Annotated in this window: 10 protein-coding genes and 2 pseudogenes; 5 read left to right on the forward strand and 7 right to left on the reverse strand. The window is 57.8% G+C overall.

All coding sequences use genetic code 11. From position 1 onward, the window contains the following. Positions 1-68: 68 nt before the first annotated feature. Complete coding sequence (locus CRP02_RS27325) at positions 69-281, forward strand: cryptochrome/photolyase family protein (protein ID WP_143539315.1); 213 nt, start codon at positions 69-71, stop codon at positions 279-281. A 262-nt stretch (positions 282-543) separates the two neighbouring features. Here the strand turns inward: CRP02_RS27325 and CRP02_RS11960 are convergent, their stop codons facing one another. The 6 genes and pseudogenes from CRP02_RS11960 to traA form a co-directional block, all read right to left on the reverse strand. Beyond that, positions 544-1,239, reverse strand: a complete 696-nt coding sequence (locus tag CRP02_RS11960; protein WP_097171189.1) for an RES family NAD+ phosphorylase — start codon at positions 1,237-1,239, stop codon at positions 544-546. Continuing rightward, positions 1,236-1,625 (reverse strand): antitoxin Xre-like helix-turn-helix domain-containing protein, encoded by a 390-nt coding sequence (locus tag CRP02_RS11965; protein ID WP_097171344.1) that lies wholly within the window; start codon positions 1,623-1,625, stop codon positions 1,236-1,238. Before CRP02_RS11965 ends, CRP02_RS11960 begins: the two co-directional genes overlap by 4 nt. A 690-nt stretch (positions 1,626-2,315) precedes the next feature. Beyond that, positions 2,316-2,717: a type II toxin-antitoxin system VapC family toxin gene (locus tag CRP02_RS11970; RefSeq protein WP_097171190.1), complete on the reverse strand. Its 402-nt coding sequence runs from the start codon at positions 2,715-2,717 to the stop codon at positions 2,316-2,318. After that, positions 2,717-2,971, reverse strand: coding sequence for a type II toxin-antitoxin system Phd/YefM family antitoxin (locus CRP02_RS11975; protein ID WP_097171191.1), 255 nt, complete (start codon positions 2,969-2,971; stop codon positions 2,717-2,719). Before CRP02_RS11975 ends, CRP02_RS11970 begins: the two co-directional genes overlap by 1 nt. 203 nt (positions 2,972-3,174) lie before the next feature. Beyond that, positions 3,175-3,357 (reverse strand): annotated as a pseudogene (locus CRP02_RS11980) (IS6 family transposase); the annotation flags it as partial. Positions 3,358-3,648: 291 nt separating this feature from the next. Next, the gene (gene traA, locus CRP02_RS11985; protein ID WP_097171192.1) at positions 3,649-7,311 is read right to left on the reverse strand and encodes a Ti-type conjugative transfer relaxase TraA; all 3,663 of its coding nucleotides are present in this window, start codon (positions 7,309-7,311) and stop codon (positions 3,649-3,651) included. Positions 7,312-8,069: 758 nt separating this feature from the next. Between traA and CRP02_RS11995 the strand changes: the two genes are divergently transcribed. The 3 genes from CRP02_RS11995 (at position 8,070) to CRP02_RS12005 (ending at position 11,137) form a co-directional block, all read left to right on the forward strand. Next, complete coding sequence (locus tag CRP02_RS11995) at positions 8,070-8,981, forward strand: nucleotidyltransferase and HEPN domain-containing protein (RefSeq protein WP_097171194.1); 912 nt, start codon at positions 8,070-8,072, stop codon at positions 8,979-8,981. A gap of 186 nt (positions 8,982-9,167) precedes the next feature. After that, positions 9,168-9,476 (forward strand): STAS domain-containing protein, encoded by a 309-nt coding sequence (locus CRP02_RS12000; protein ID WP_143539316.1) that lies wholly within the window; start codon positions 9,168-9,170, stop codon positions 9,474-9,476. Then, positions 9,473-11,137, forward strand: a complete 1,665-nt coding sequence (locus tag CRP02_RS12005; RefSeq protein WP_097171196.1) for a type IV secretory system conjugative DNA transfer family protein — start codon at positions 9,473-9,475, stop codon at positions 11,135-11,137. Before CRP02_RS12000 ends, CRP02_RS12005 begins: the two co-directional genes overlap by 4 nt. A 259-nt stretch (positions 11,138-11,396) precedes the next feature. Here CRP02_RS12005 and CRP02_RS12010 read toward each other — a convergent pair. Beyond that, positions 11,397-11,563: pseudogene (locus tag CRP02_RS12010) on the reverse strand (Lrp/AsnC family transcriptional regulator); the annotation flags it as partial. A gap of 151 nt (positions 11,564-11,714) precedes the next feature. Between CRP02_RS12010 and CRP02_RS12015 the strand changes: the two are divergent. After that, complete coding sequence (locus CRP02_RS12015) at positions 11,715-13,262, forward strand: ABC transporter substrate-binding protein (protein WP_097171197.1); 1,548 nt, start codon at positions 11,715-11,717, stop codon at positions 13,260-13,262. Positions 13,263-13,265 lie beyond the last annotated feature (3 nt).

The following is a 13,265-nucleotide window of genomic DNA, read 5'->3' on the forward strand; positions in this document are numbered from 1 at the left end:
GACCTCTCTACCCATCTAGACCTCGCGGCTAACCGTTCGCCGTTTTGAGTCTACGGATTTCGACGCCTATGCCACGTATCACAGGCGCGGCGACGTCTATCGTTTCCTGTGCGCCTCGCCGCCATCGACCGAAGCATTCGAGACACAGTTTTCTGGCGTCCTGTCTGCTCTTCGCCGGAGAATTGCGCGAAGCAGGGTATCGGGTTCCCTACACGAAAATCGATGACGAGGGTAATGCGGGGTCCTTCACCGATGAGGTTGCGCGAGCGGTTGCCGAGTGAGGCCGTCAAGAATCTGCGTCTTTGAAGTCCGAGAATGCGCATTGCCTCACTAGTAATGTTCCCTGATTGCCGCGCTACACCCATACCGATCGTGACGAGGTTCGCTCTGCCTACAATAGTGCGCGATGGCTGGCGGGCCGACGCGAGATGCTTGAATGGTGGAGCGACTATCGCGACAACGCCGAGGCTGGCAACAAGGTGAAGCTGACCCTGGTGAACGGGGGCGCGGCATGATCTTGCGGAAATCTGTGCTTCGTCGCTGCTACGAGATGGCGACGATCGAATAGTCCAGCGTGCCTTGCCAGATCAGATCCCAAGACGCGCCGGGCCGGACGTTCTGGACAGCCCCCGGATCGAAACAAACCAGGCAGTTTCCGCCGGGTGCACGGACTGAGGGATAGATGAGGCCGCGGCTTCCATCTCGTCGCAATCGGGCGGCCAGCTCCTGGCCCTCGATATAGCCGACCTCTGGGTCTGGGTTGAGCGCGACGTGTTCGGGTTCATCGGTCAGGTCGTCGAATTCTCCAATGAAGTCGGACATCAGTTCGACATATCGGGCGCTGTCATGGAACGAGCCGGTGAAACGGAGTTCGCGGGTTCTGTGCCATGCGACCTCTGCGACCGATACCATTACGTCCCAGGCGCAATACCAGGCACCGCGATCTTCGGAGTTGAAGCGGTTGCCGCCTACCCGCGTATAGGTGAAGGCCGCGTTGACGTGCGTGTCGCCGTAGATCCTGAGATCACGGTTGCGCCGCCGCCAGGCGAGCTCTCGCGGATCGAGATGCGGATTGCGGCCGCGCTCGGCGAGCAACCGGGCGCTGGTCAACCCCTCGATCTCGGCAAGAACCTCCAGTTCCTCCTCGCTGTCGACCAGACCGCGAAGCGCCGGCGGCTTGTGGTAGGTTGCGGGTAGCAGGCGGACCAATCCTCGAACCGACAGTTCGGTTTTCCTCATGCGCCGCCCCGCAACGCGTCGAGATAGGTTCGGATCGCCAGAATTTGCGGGAGGCCGCCATCGATGGCGGTGTCGATCGGCCGCGCGTCGCTGAAGAGCGGGCCCGTGTTCGGGCGCGTGAACCAGCTTCTGGAGAGCTGCTCAGAGAAGTAGAGTTCGAGCGACTTGTAGATCCCGATCACGGCACTGAGGCGCAGCAATTGGTCCTTTGTCAATTCGCCGGTGAAGCCCGGTTTGCGCGCACGCTTCCACGTGCTCTCCGACATGTCGGCGAGGCTCGCTGCTTCCCTTAGGCTCAGCGACCACGCATCAGCGACCTTGGCATAGGCCTTGAGTGCAATGGCATTGAGTTCCGCGGGTTTCTGGGGCTTGACGGCGATTTGCATAATGGCCTCCTGATAATCATAATATAGGCCATATGGTCTGAAAGTAAAGATCATATGGCCCGACATTTCATCGTGAAGTTGGGCGTGTACTCCAAGAGCCTTGGCTCCCTGCTTCGATCACTACGTCTTGGCCAAATCGCCAGCGTCGAGATGGAGATGCCTGGCGATCTTGGAATTGGCCAACCGGATTCGAAGGAGCCTTCGCTGTGAAGCTCTCCCGTTTAACTTCGCAAAATCTACCGCTGCATAAGCCGTCGCCGCGGTAAATCCTAAGGCAGAGCGCCGACCAGGTGATGGCAAGCGGTCGCACGGGATCGGGGCGACGCCGAAGCATTCCCCGAGCGACCGCGTCGACGACGGCACCGATCCCTTACCTCTCTCGTGACAAACAGAGATGGGCCAAAGGTTCGATTTTCATCAAAAGCTGTAAAGGGGCCTGACTTGACGCGAATTTTCTAAACCAAGAGCACCACTAATCGTGAATGACTAAAGGCGCGTTCTGTAAAGATAATCCAGAAATTGCGGTACGGAGCAGACATTGGCGATTATCCCCTGTCTACTTCGATTTGCTTCAGTCGGACAAGTCCATCGTACATAGTCTGTGGGAGTGCGTTTCGAAGGCGTTCTTGTAGATTCACAAATGCTTTTGAACTGGTCAGGAGCATTCGCGAGCTCTTGTTGTCGCTCATCTCACACTTCCCATGGATTGATCACGGCTGCGCCTGTTTCCTCAAAGTCCTTGACGTTGCGAGTGACGAGGATCAGGTCATGGGCAATTGCAGTGGCTGCGATCAGCCCGTCGATGTCACCGCGCGGTCGGATCGCGGCGATGCGGCCCCATTCGACTGCGATCTCGTCGGTCACCGGTAGGATGCGGTCAGCGTGATCGTGGCGCAGCTTGCGCAGCCATTCGGCAAGATGTGCCGCAGCCTTGGGATCTGATTTTTGTTTCAAGGTAATACCGCGCATGATCTCACCAAGCGTCAGCGCACTCAAGTGGACGCTGAGAGGATCGACCGAGCGCAGCCACGACACTGCCTGTGGAGTGCCCCGCCTTGCCTCCGAGACGATATTCGTATCTACTAGATACATCAGAAGGCCACGTCGCGGCTTGAGACTTTGGCCCGTGCGTCGACCGCGTCGGTGAAGGCGTCATCCCAAGGCGGACCGCCGAGCAGGTCGTCGACCAAAGTCGGTCGCCCTGCTCGCAAAGCGTCATAGTCTTTTGCGGACAAGACAACGGCCGTGCGCTCACCACGCACGGTGATTTCTTGCGGGCCTTCAAAGCGGGCTTTTTGCACTACTTTCGAAAATTGGTTCTTAGCGTCCTGCAACTGCCAATCCATGAATCTGCTCCGATCTAGCTAGGCTGTCTAGCTACAAATAGCACCGTTCTCGATTATCTGACAGTGGCGAAGTGCACGTTTAGAAGTAAAATCTCGGTGTTGGAGGCCTATCCAGTGACAATAGCAAAGATGTCCGATAATGCGCTTGGGAGGGCGATGTGACGTTGTTCGCTTAATCCCCGACAAGGCGTTTGCCGATGAGCTTACGCAGTTGCGCCGGTCACGACTTTCCAATGCGCCATTGCGCGGATGCGATGAATGTGGGTGGCCAGGGCTGAGCGTTTCTGATGTGGCGGCACGAAGAGATTTCTGACTGCTGAGAAGACCGGGATAAAACGTTGCAAGCCGCCGACGGAACGGAAGCCCTGCATCATCCGCTCTCGACGTGAGTTGGACACTATCAGCGGTCGCTGACGACGGTCATGATCTACGTCCTCGAATTCGTTCTCTTTTTTACTTGGTTTTGCTGCTATCGCATTTGGGCGGGAAAGATCGAATACCACGACAACTATCTCATTGCAGGCTTCGGATCCGATATCATTGCTACGCTGCGTTTTGATGTCAGCGGCTGTGTTCGGTCCAGGTGTTCCGTCGGGACGCGACGGGGTCGGGCGGCCATCAACCGGGTGCAGCGGCATAGCCTTGCAGCTAATCGCTGGCGGCTGCGGCCCTCTCTACTATCGACTAAGTCCAAGCCCTTGAGACCGGGCAAGCTGCTGTCTCAGCGCATGGTCATGGCTAAGCTCGGCATGGCGTGTACGATGCACTATGCGTGCGATCGTCTCGATCTGCTCGGCCTGTTTTGCGAGCTCCGGAAGTGCCTCGAGTTCTTCGGCGAACCTGCGAGGATCAGAACTACCGAACCGCCGCGTGAGTGCTTCGGCCACCAGCTTGGCCTCATCAATCGCGGCACGGCCCTCAGGAGACGACCGCAGTTCCGCGATAAATTTGTCCCGCTTGTCGACCGGCATCTTCTCCACCTCGGAAAGGATCTCGGCACTGCGCGGCGTGAGGCCTGGCACCTCGATCACGTCACGCTGTTCCCGCTGCCACTGTTCGCTCGCGCGCTCTTCGCCAAGCCGGCGCTCCCATGCCTCGGAGACGTAGCCGAGATGGGCAGAGAGAGACCTGGCATATTGCAGCGCCTCTTTCCGCTCCCTGTTGTTTCCGAACAGACCCGACTTGCCGCGCAAGTCCCCGAACCGCTCTGGCCGCTCGGCCATGGCTTTCGCCATGATTTTTCCATTGCCGTCCTTCTCGGTCATCGCGGTGCGCAGTCTCGAGGCGACTTCCTCTGGATCACGGAACGCACGCCGCACTAGCGATTCCACCGTATCGAACCTCTGGTCGATAACGGACATCGCCCTTTGCTGCGCCACCTCTTCGATGCTGCGTTGATATCGGGTGATGGCTGGCACAAGCGGAGCTTGCTTGCCGGTCTCCAGCGGTGATTGCTTGCCGACAGTTTCTGTCAGGGCAGGGACGGCGCCGCCTTGCGACATGAGGTCGGACCACCGAATGCGGCGGTATCCTTTGCTGTCCTCTATCCGGTCGTCCCGCCGACCGTCATCGATTTTTGGTGCGATATCATGGAGCGGGTCGTGCTGCTCCCTTTCCGCGCCACTTCGGCGGGAAGCAAGTTCGATCTCGCTCTTGAACCCGAGCTGCTCCGCGATCCATGGATCGCTTGCGATTCCGCGCCGCTCGGCAAAGTCGCTGACATAGTCCAGCGTGGTTTCCTTCGCGCCGGAACGCGACAGGCGGCTTGTCAGCTGCTGGTACGCCAACGCGTCACCCTTGACGACACGCCACGCATTGCGCTCGGCCTGGGTGCCATCCGGAAGCGTGACAGGCGTGGCGCCTTCATGCCGCAAGCCAATCCTGTCCCCGATCTTTGGCGATGCCTCCTGCATGGCCCGCTTGAGATCGACGCCCCACACTGTGCGCCGCTCGCCCTTGTCGTTCTCCAGGGTCACAAAGTAGCTCTCGCGTGATTGCGGATGGTTTTCATAGGGCGCAACGCCGTGATCAACCAGCCGGCCCGCACTGGCGAACTCCTGGCTGTTTGCATAGAGCTGCACGCTGTCGCGATGCCTTGTCATGGCAACATAGGTCAGATGCCGGTCCATGGTACTCGACGCCAGCACAAAGGCGCGATCGACCGTCGCCCCCTGGTTTTTATGGATCGTCGTCGCATAGCCATGGTCGATTGCCTGGTAGCTGTCCGTGGGAATGCTGACACTGTCGCCGCCTCGGCCATCGAGCCGGGCGATGATCTTGCCCGGCTCCACATGCTCGACGGTGCCGAGCATGCCGTTTTTCACACGGAGGTCGCGGTTGTTTTCGAGGAAGATGATCCGGTCACCGGCGGCGAAGGCGCGTTTGCCGTTATTGGTCTGGAAGGTTAGTTCGCGACCGGCCTCACCATCCCCACGGTCAACACCGTCGCCCAGCCCGGGGCTGCGCTCCAGCTTTTGTCTGTTCTGAAGCTCGGAGCGAATAGCGGCATTGAGGGCCCGCACATCGGCACGGCGATGCGCCATGGCAACCCGGGTACCATCCGGATGCTCGGCTCGCTCAGCACTGTCAGCAAGATAATCACGCACGATCTGCGCCATCGCCGCCTCGCGGCTTTCCGCAAAATGGATGTTGCCGTGATCCCGGTAGGCGGCCAGCCCCTCGGCCGTCTTGTGGGTCGCAAAGGCAACCGATGCCTGTCTCTGCCAATCCTGGCGCTGGCGGCGTATCCCGGAAAGTTCGACATGGCCGATCTGCCCGGCAATCGCCCTGAAGGGTGCTCCGGCCCCGATCGCCTGCAGCTGCTCATGGTCGCCGACGAGAACGATCTTTGCGCCGCGCTCTTCCGCTTCTCCGATGAACCGGGCAAGCTGCCGGCTCCCGACCATGCCAGCCTCGTCAATGACAAACACGTCACCGCGACCGATCAGATCCCGGCCATGATCCCAGCTGTAAGACCATGACGCAAGCGTGCGGCTCTCTATGCCGGAACTTTCCTCAAGACCCTCGGCAGCCTTTCCGGACAGTGCGGCACCATGGACCTGATAGCCTTGAGCCTCCCAGGCCGCACGAGCGGCTGCCAGCATGGTGGACTTGCCAGCACCGGCAAACCCGACCACAGCCGCGATGCGTTCAGGCCCTGTAATATGCTTGATCGCATGACGCTGTTCGTCCGACAATCCCGCTGACGGATCGCGCGCAGCGGACATTCCGTCGGAACTTTTCCGAAGAGCGTTATCCTGCCTCTCCATTGCACGCTCGACATGGCGAGGATCGACACCATGGGACTGCGCCTGATGCAACCGTTCCGCCGATCGCGCCATTGCGAGTTCCAGATCGATCATGTCCCGTGTCGAATAGCGCGCTTTGGACACTTCGCCTGTCTCGGCATCGATGCGCTCAGCCTGAAGCTCCACGAGCGCTGGCGACGCCAAAACAGCCGCAAAGGCGTTCTGGAACGCTTGGGCGTCATCGTTGATGTAGCGATGCAAGGTCTTGGCAATATCGTGGCGATCGAACACGCTCTTCTCATTGCTGATCAGCGTCAAAACCTGTTCCGGTTTTTGGCGGATCAGCTCGGCATTTTGCCGTGCGGCCTCGTCATCCAGTCGCCCGCGCTCGACGGCCATTCCTTGCTGCTGCATCTGCGACGCATGCACGCCCATATGCCCGGTCGGCGACAACTCAAGGCCTCGCTCCGCATGCGAGCGATGATCGATGCGAACATCCAGGCCTTCGCGTTGAAGCTGACGGTTGGCGATGCCTTCCCACGACTGCCGGATATCGCGAAGCTGCATGTCGGTTGTCGCCATGCCATGTGCCAACAGCCGTGCGTTCTTGTGCTCAAGAACAGTTTTCTCGCCAAGGCCGGCTTTGCCCATCTGTCGCGTCGTCATCAGCACATGCGCATGGTAGTTCCTGATATCACCATGCTCACTTGGCGAATGGATTGCAAAATCCACGGCCGCGCCATAGCGGTTTGCCAGATCCCGGGCAAAGGCACGCGCAGCCTTCAGTCGCCCTTCTGTCGAAAGCTCATGCGGAAGCGCGATTTCGAATTCGCGGGCGACGCGGGCGTCTTTTCGCTTTTCTGCAAACTCGGCAGCATTCCACAACGTCGAACGATCCAAAGCCCAGTCGGCAGAAAGACCGTCCGGCAGCACGATCTCGATATGCTCGACACCCTCTTTGCGGGTGAAGTCATGCACAAGGCCATCGCGTTGATTGACGAGAAGAACCGCGCAACGGTAGGCGGCAGATGCGACGGCGCTGCGACCGGATGAGCGCGAGACAGGTTTCGTGCTGAGATGATAAATCGCCAAACGAAATCTCCGATACGCAAACGGGGAGACCAAACGCCCAAACGCGCCGCAAGTCGTAAGTGCGCCCTTGTCTGTTTACCGGTGGCGACGCTAGCAACATCGAAGAGTGATTTCGACTACTAAAAGTAGTAGTCGCCAACTGGTCATTGCTCGTGTTTGAATAGGCCAAACGCATCAATCAGGGGAGGGCGATAGGCGCAGGCTGATCGCACGACGGATCAGGGACAGAGGACAAGGGACAAGCGAGCTGGAAGAGCGGAAGAAGACATTGCAGGCACGGCTCGATAAACAGGAGCGGGCGCAGTCGACGCGTGGCAAGATGTTGCTCGAATGGTTTGTGCTGGAGCAGCTGGAGCGAAACGAGCAATGCGGTCATCGTGAGGACCTGCGGCAGTGCGCCGACGTGAGGGGCAGGGCAGGCGGGCATCTTGCTGCAACGGTTGGACAGAAATGCCTTCGTGAACGGTCCTTCAAAACTTCAATACTGCGCTCTGTCGGCCACGGTATTGCGCCCGCAGTACCTGCGATTGGGAAAAAACTGGGAAGCGAGATACAACCTGAGATAAAGTACCATTGAATGTTCGCTATTGAGGAATGCGGGTATTCCAATACCATTTGCACAAATCAGAGCCGGTTGCCGCAAGATCGAATGTGCATCGTCCAGGAAGACAGACATTCGCCTGGTGGCTACCAAAAATCGGAGTTTCAAAGGCCTCTGGAATGGCCCATACAGGACACCGTCGACAAGCGGAGCAGACATGAAGACCAGCCTTGAACATTTGCCAGAACGAAAGCAACGCGAGCTCGCGCGTGTCGTCGGAATTATTCAGGAAGAGTTTGCTGATCTGGTCGAGCGCTCCAAATCTGACGCCAAGAAGGATGGACGGATTTTCAAAATCATTCTGTTCGGTTCTTACGCGCGTGGCACCTGGGTGGATGAACCGCATACGTCGAAAGGCTATCGCTCGGATTTCGATATCCTCGTCATTGTCAGCAACAAGGAACTTGCCGATCCCAAATACTGGGACAAAACAACAGACCGGCTGATGTGGGACAAGGAAATTGAGACACCTGTCGGTCTCATCGTGCATGGCGCTCGCGAGATCAGTAATTTTCTAAATGACGGCCAACCCTTCTTTGTCGATCTCGCTCGTGAAGGCATCGTCCTTTACGAGTTCGACGACAGGCCGCTGGCTGAACCAAAACCGCTCAGACCTGCCGATGCACTCAGAGTAGCCGAAGAGCATTTTTACGAAGAGATGGCTGCCGCTCGCTCGTTTCTTGATACGTCGCTGTATCTGAAAGACAAGCGGATGAAGCATGCTGTTTTCGAACTCCATCAGGCAGTGGAGACCGCCTACAACTGCTATCTCCTGACACTGACGAACTATTCCCCTGCGTCGCACAATCTCAAATTCCTGCGTGGACTTTCCGAAGGTCGTGATCACCGTTTGATCGACATCTGGCCGCGCGATCGTCAGCGATTTACCACATGGTACAACATCCTGAACGAGGCCTACGTCAAGGCACGCTATTCGAAGCGTTTCGAGGTTTCCGAAGAGGCGCTCACATGGCTTCAGGAGCAGACGGCGGAACTTCACAAGCTGGTTGAGACGCTTTGCCGCGAGCACATCGAAAAGCTCGCACAGGCCGCAAATTCCAGCGACTGAGCTTCGCCGGTCGCACAAAGTCTCCTGTACTCAGGTGACGGCGACTACAGCGTCATGAACCATACGGTCCAACCTACTCTCGCAATCGCTATGTCGATCTCCTCATAGAAACTGGTCTGTCTTCCAGGAACGAAGCCGCAGTCAACAGCGGCAGTTCCGGTGCGACCGCAATCGAAAGGAATAATCGTGGCAAGGAAAACCATCGAACAGCGCCTGGCTGAACTGGATGCGCAACGTTCCGCGCTCAAGGCACGGCTCTCGAAAACCGAGCGCAACAACGATATGCGCCGCAAGGTCCTGATCGGCTCGCTCGTTCTGCATTACCTGGAGACCGCGAATGATCGGGTGTTCAACAAACAACTCGGTGACTGGCTGCGCCGCGAACTGCCGGGCTTTCTGACGCGCGACAATGACAAGGCGCTGTTTGACGATCTGATCGGACAAGGACTGCCGGGCACGGGAGAGGGTGGCGAGAGCGGGCAGGGCGCTCCATGAACCGGTTGCGACTTGCCCGGGACGCATTCAAGAACATGATGCGCGCCGCCGCGCGTGATCCGCTTTGGGCATTTTTGGCTTTGCTTGCCATGCCCTTCCGGATCTGGAAACGGCTGCTTGGATTTATGTTCATCCTGTTCAACGTCACCTTTGTGATCGGCATGGGTGGCGGTCATTTCCTCGAGCAAATGGGTTTTGCTCAAGGCTCGCCTGTCTACATCATTCCAGGTCTCTTAACCCTGCTGGCGCTTGCCGTTATCACCTTTTGGTTCATCACCACTCCACTGATTTTGCATTTCGGGGATGATGACGATGATACCCATGGCTCCGCCCGTTTTGCGACAGACAAGGAGATAGCTGCTCTCACCTCATCCGGTTCCGGCCTGTTGATTGGTCGTGATACGAAAACGGCCAAGCCTCTGCGCTATGATGGCCCGGCCCATCTGCTTACGATGGCACCGACCCGTACCGGCAAGGGTGTCGGCACGATCATCCCGAACCTGCTGACCGCCGACCGTTCCGTGATCTGCGTTGATCCAAAAGGCGAGAATGCAAGGATCACCGGCCGTGCTCGCCAGCAATTTGGCCCGGTTCATGTGCTCGATCCTTTCGGGGTCACCGGGAGACCCTCGGCCGCCTTCAATCCCCTGGCCATGCTCGATCCCCACAGCCTCGATGTCGCGGACGACGCCAGTTCCCTTGCCGACGCCCTCGTGTTCGACGAACCGGGAATGGCGGGCGAGGCGCATTGGAACGAGGAGGCAAAAGCTCTTATCGGCGGATTGTTGCTCGAGATCGTTGCAGCGGAGCCTTTGAGACACAGGCACCTCGCAACACTCCGCGACTATCTCACCCTTGCTCCGGAACAGTTTACAGCACTGCTCAAGCGTATGCAGGACAGCGATGCGGCGAGAGGTCTTGTCGCTCGTGCCGCGAACCGCCACCTTGGAAAATCCGATCGCGAAGCCGCAGGCGTTCTCTCCGCAGCCCAACGCCATACGCATTTTCTTGATTCACCGCGCATGACGGCCGTCCTCAGTCACTCGGATTTCCGGTTTGCCGATCTCAAGCACAGCAATGTGACGGTGTTCCTCGTGCTTCCTCCTGATCGCCTCTCGACCTATTCACGCTGGCTGCGCCTGCTTGTCTCCCAAAGCCTGCTCGAAATGGCCCGCGATCCGACAAAGCCGACGACACCGGTTCTCTATCTGCTCGATGAGTTCGCATCCCTTGGGCATTTGGCGCCAGTCGAACGCGCGATGGGTCTGATGGCGGGCTATGGTGTCCAGCTTTGGCCCATCCTCCAGGACATCCATCAGCTGCGTGCCACATACGGTCATCGCGCCGGAACCTTCCTGTCAAACGCCGGCGTGCTGCAGGTTTTCGGCGTCAACGATCATGACAGCGCCCGCCTCATCTCTGATTTGCTCGGACAGGAAACGGTCGTGTTCCAGACGATGGCGAGAGCGCTCGATTCCGATAAGACCGGAATCTCCTTCAGCCAGCAACATACCGGCCGGCCGCTGCTCACCCCTGATGAGGTGCGCAATCTGCCAGCGAACGGACAATTGCTGTTCCTGGCCGGACAACGGCCAATTTTTGCTGAGAAACTTGCCTACTTTGCCGATCCAGAGTTCAGGGAGATGTTCGATCCAGTCTGACGGAAGCGTGACAAACAGGCAGTCTGGCAATCGCATCACAACCTTGTATCTTAGACCCTCCGGCTCTCTTCGGCGCAAGGGGAAGCGGATATGAAGCCTTGGTTCAGATTGCAGCCCAGGTCGGTCAGCACGTTGAGCTGATCTTCCGTTTTTACGCGTCCGACAGCGCAGCAAGGGAGCGATCACGCGGTAGCGGGCTGACCTACCGGACGATTTTCTGGCTGGCCTCGCTTCGATTAGGTTGCGAACGAAGCTGGCATCGACCGTGGCGAGCGGTAATCACGCCCTGTGCCTCAAGCCTTCTAACCGCGCCCAAGCAGGGGTGGCCGACAGGCCAACAGCCTCCGCCAGCGGCGCCTGTTTGGTCAGGGGTCCGTTGCGCTTCATGGCCTCGATAACGCGCAGGTCTATTGCATCCAGTTTCAGCTTTTCCTCCACGGGCCGCCGCAGACAGTTGCCGCATGGCGTAATTTGGGTGGCTCGAACATGTTTTCATAATGCACATCGAAACATGCTTGACTATGATTTGTACATATGAAATGTTTTTTGCATAAACATAAAACAAGAGGGCGAACTTATGTCACTGTCGAAACCGGCCTTGCGTGCATTATTTGCATCTGTGGCCCTGACTGTTCCCGGATTGGCTGTAGCCAATACGCTGAACGTGCAGATTACCGCTGATATCAGAAGCTCCCAACCGGGCATAAACCGCGATGCTGGCACGGATTCCGTCATGCTCAACGTGGTTGAAGGACTGGTTGCTGCAGGTGAAAAGGGTGAAGTTCGCCCGATGCTGGCCAAGGAATGGACGGTATCCGACGATGGAAAAACCTATACATTTACGCTGCGTGACGGCGTGAAATTCCACAATGGCGAGACGATGACCGCTAACGATGTGCAGTGGAGCCTCGAGAAGCTCATTCGTGACCCGGAATTCAGCTGCAAGACATTTTTTGATGGCAGTCGCGACGCAAAGGTCGAGACAATCGGGGCAAAGGACAACACGGTAATCGTGACGCTTGATCGTCCCGATGCGATGTTCCTGAACTACATGGCGCAGGCGCAGTGTGGATCCACCGGTATCGTGCACCGTACCTCGTTTGGAGATGACGGCAAATGGAAGGCGCCAATCGCCACCGGTCCGTTTGAGTTCGGCGAATGGAAACGCGGGCAAGGACTGACACTGAAGAAATTCGCCGACTATTCTATCTCAGGAGAGCAGCCCGACGGTTACGGTGGACGCAAGGAAGTTCTTGTTGATGAGGTGAAATATGTTGTTGTACCGGACACCGCAACTGCGGTGGCCGGTCTCAAGAGCGGCGCGCTTGACGTGCTGCCCTATCTGCCTCCGGGAGAGGCTGCAAAGCTGAAGGGTGAAAAAGACTTCAACATTGTTGCTGCCCCTCATGGCGGACTTGTGACCATGCTGTTGCAGACGGCCGATCCGCTGATGTCGAAGGTCGAGATGCGTCAGGCTGTCATTGCCGCGCTGGATACACCGCAGATCGTTGATTCCGTAACCGACGGGCTGGGTGTTCCCAACAATTCGCTCGTTGCATCCGGCTCGCTTTATCATACGGCGGCACACGACAAGGGTTACACTTATGACCCTGATGCCGCGAAGGCACTGCTGGCGAAGGCCGGTTACAAGGGCGAGAAGATCAACATTCTCACCAACCGTCGCTCCGCCATCAACTACGATACCGCAATCATTGCGCAGGCCATGTTGCAGTCTGCCGGTATCAATGCGGAAATCGAAGTTCTTGAATGGGCAAGCCAACTCGACCGCTTCAACAGCGGAAAATACCAGATCATGGCATTCAATTATTCCAACCGCACCGATCCGGCGCTCGCCTATCAGACTGTTGTCGGTTCGAAAGCCAAAAAGGCCAATGCTGTCTGGGATGATGCTGTTGTCAGCAAACTCGTCAATCAGGCGCTGCAGGAAACCGATCAGGCAAAACGTCAGGCGATCTTTGATGACTTGCATGCCCGTTTTCTGGAGCAGGCACCTTTGGTCATGCTCGCCAACGGTCTCGATGTCGGCGTGTCCGGCCCCAAGGTAAAGGGATATCGCACCTGGCAAGGCTTCGCCCGCTTCTGGGGTGTTGAGAAAACTCAGTGAGAG

Origin of the sequence: Rhizobium sp. AN5, from assembly GCF_900215255.1 — a bacterium.
GTDB classification, from domain to species: Bacteria; Pseudomonadota; Alphaproteobacteria; order Rhizobiales; family Rhizobiaceae; genus Agrobacterium; species Agrobacterium tumefaciens.

Coding starts and splice junctions, on each gene's coding strand:
- CRP02_RS12015 (WP_097171197.1), top strand. CDS start 11,715: ATGTCACTGTCGAAACCGGCCTTGCGTGCATTATTTGCATCTGTGGCC.
- CRP02_RS11970 (WP_097171190.1), bottom strand. CDS start 2,717: ATGTATCTAGTAGATACGAATATCGTCTCGGAGGCAAGGCGGGGCACT.
- CRP02_RS11960 (WP_097171189.1), bottom strand. CDS start 1,239: ATGAGGAAAACCGAACTGTCGGTTCGAGGATTGGTCCGCCTGCTACCC.
- CRP02_RS12005 (WP_097171196.1), top strand. CDS start 9,473: ATGAACCGGTTGCGACTTGCCCGGGACGCATTCAAGAACATGATGCGC.
- CRP02_RS11965 (WP_097171344.1), bottom strand. CDS start 1,625: ATGCAAATCGCCGTCAAGCCCCAGAAACCCGCGGAACTCAATGCCATT.
- CRP02_RS11975 (WP_097171191.1), bottom strand. CDS start 2,971: ATGGATTGGCAGTTGCAGGACGCTAAGAACCAATTTTCGAAAGTAGTG.
- CRP02_RS27325 (WP_143539315.1), top strand. CDS start 69: ATGCCACGTATCACAGGCGCGGCGACGTCTATCGTTTCCTGTGCGCCT.
- CRP02_RS11995 (WP_097171194.1), top strand. CDS start 8,070: ATGAAGACCAGCCTTGAACATTTGCCAGAACGAAAGCAACGCGAGCTC.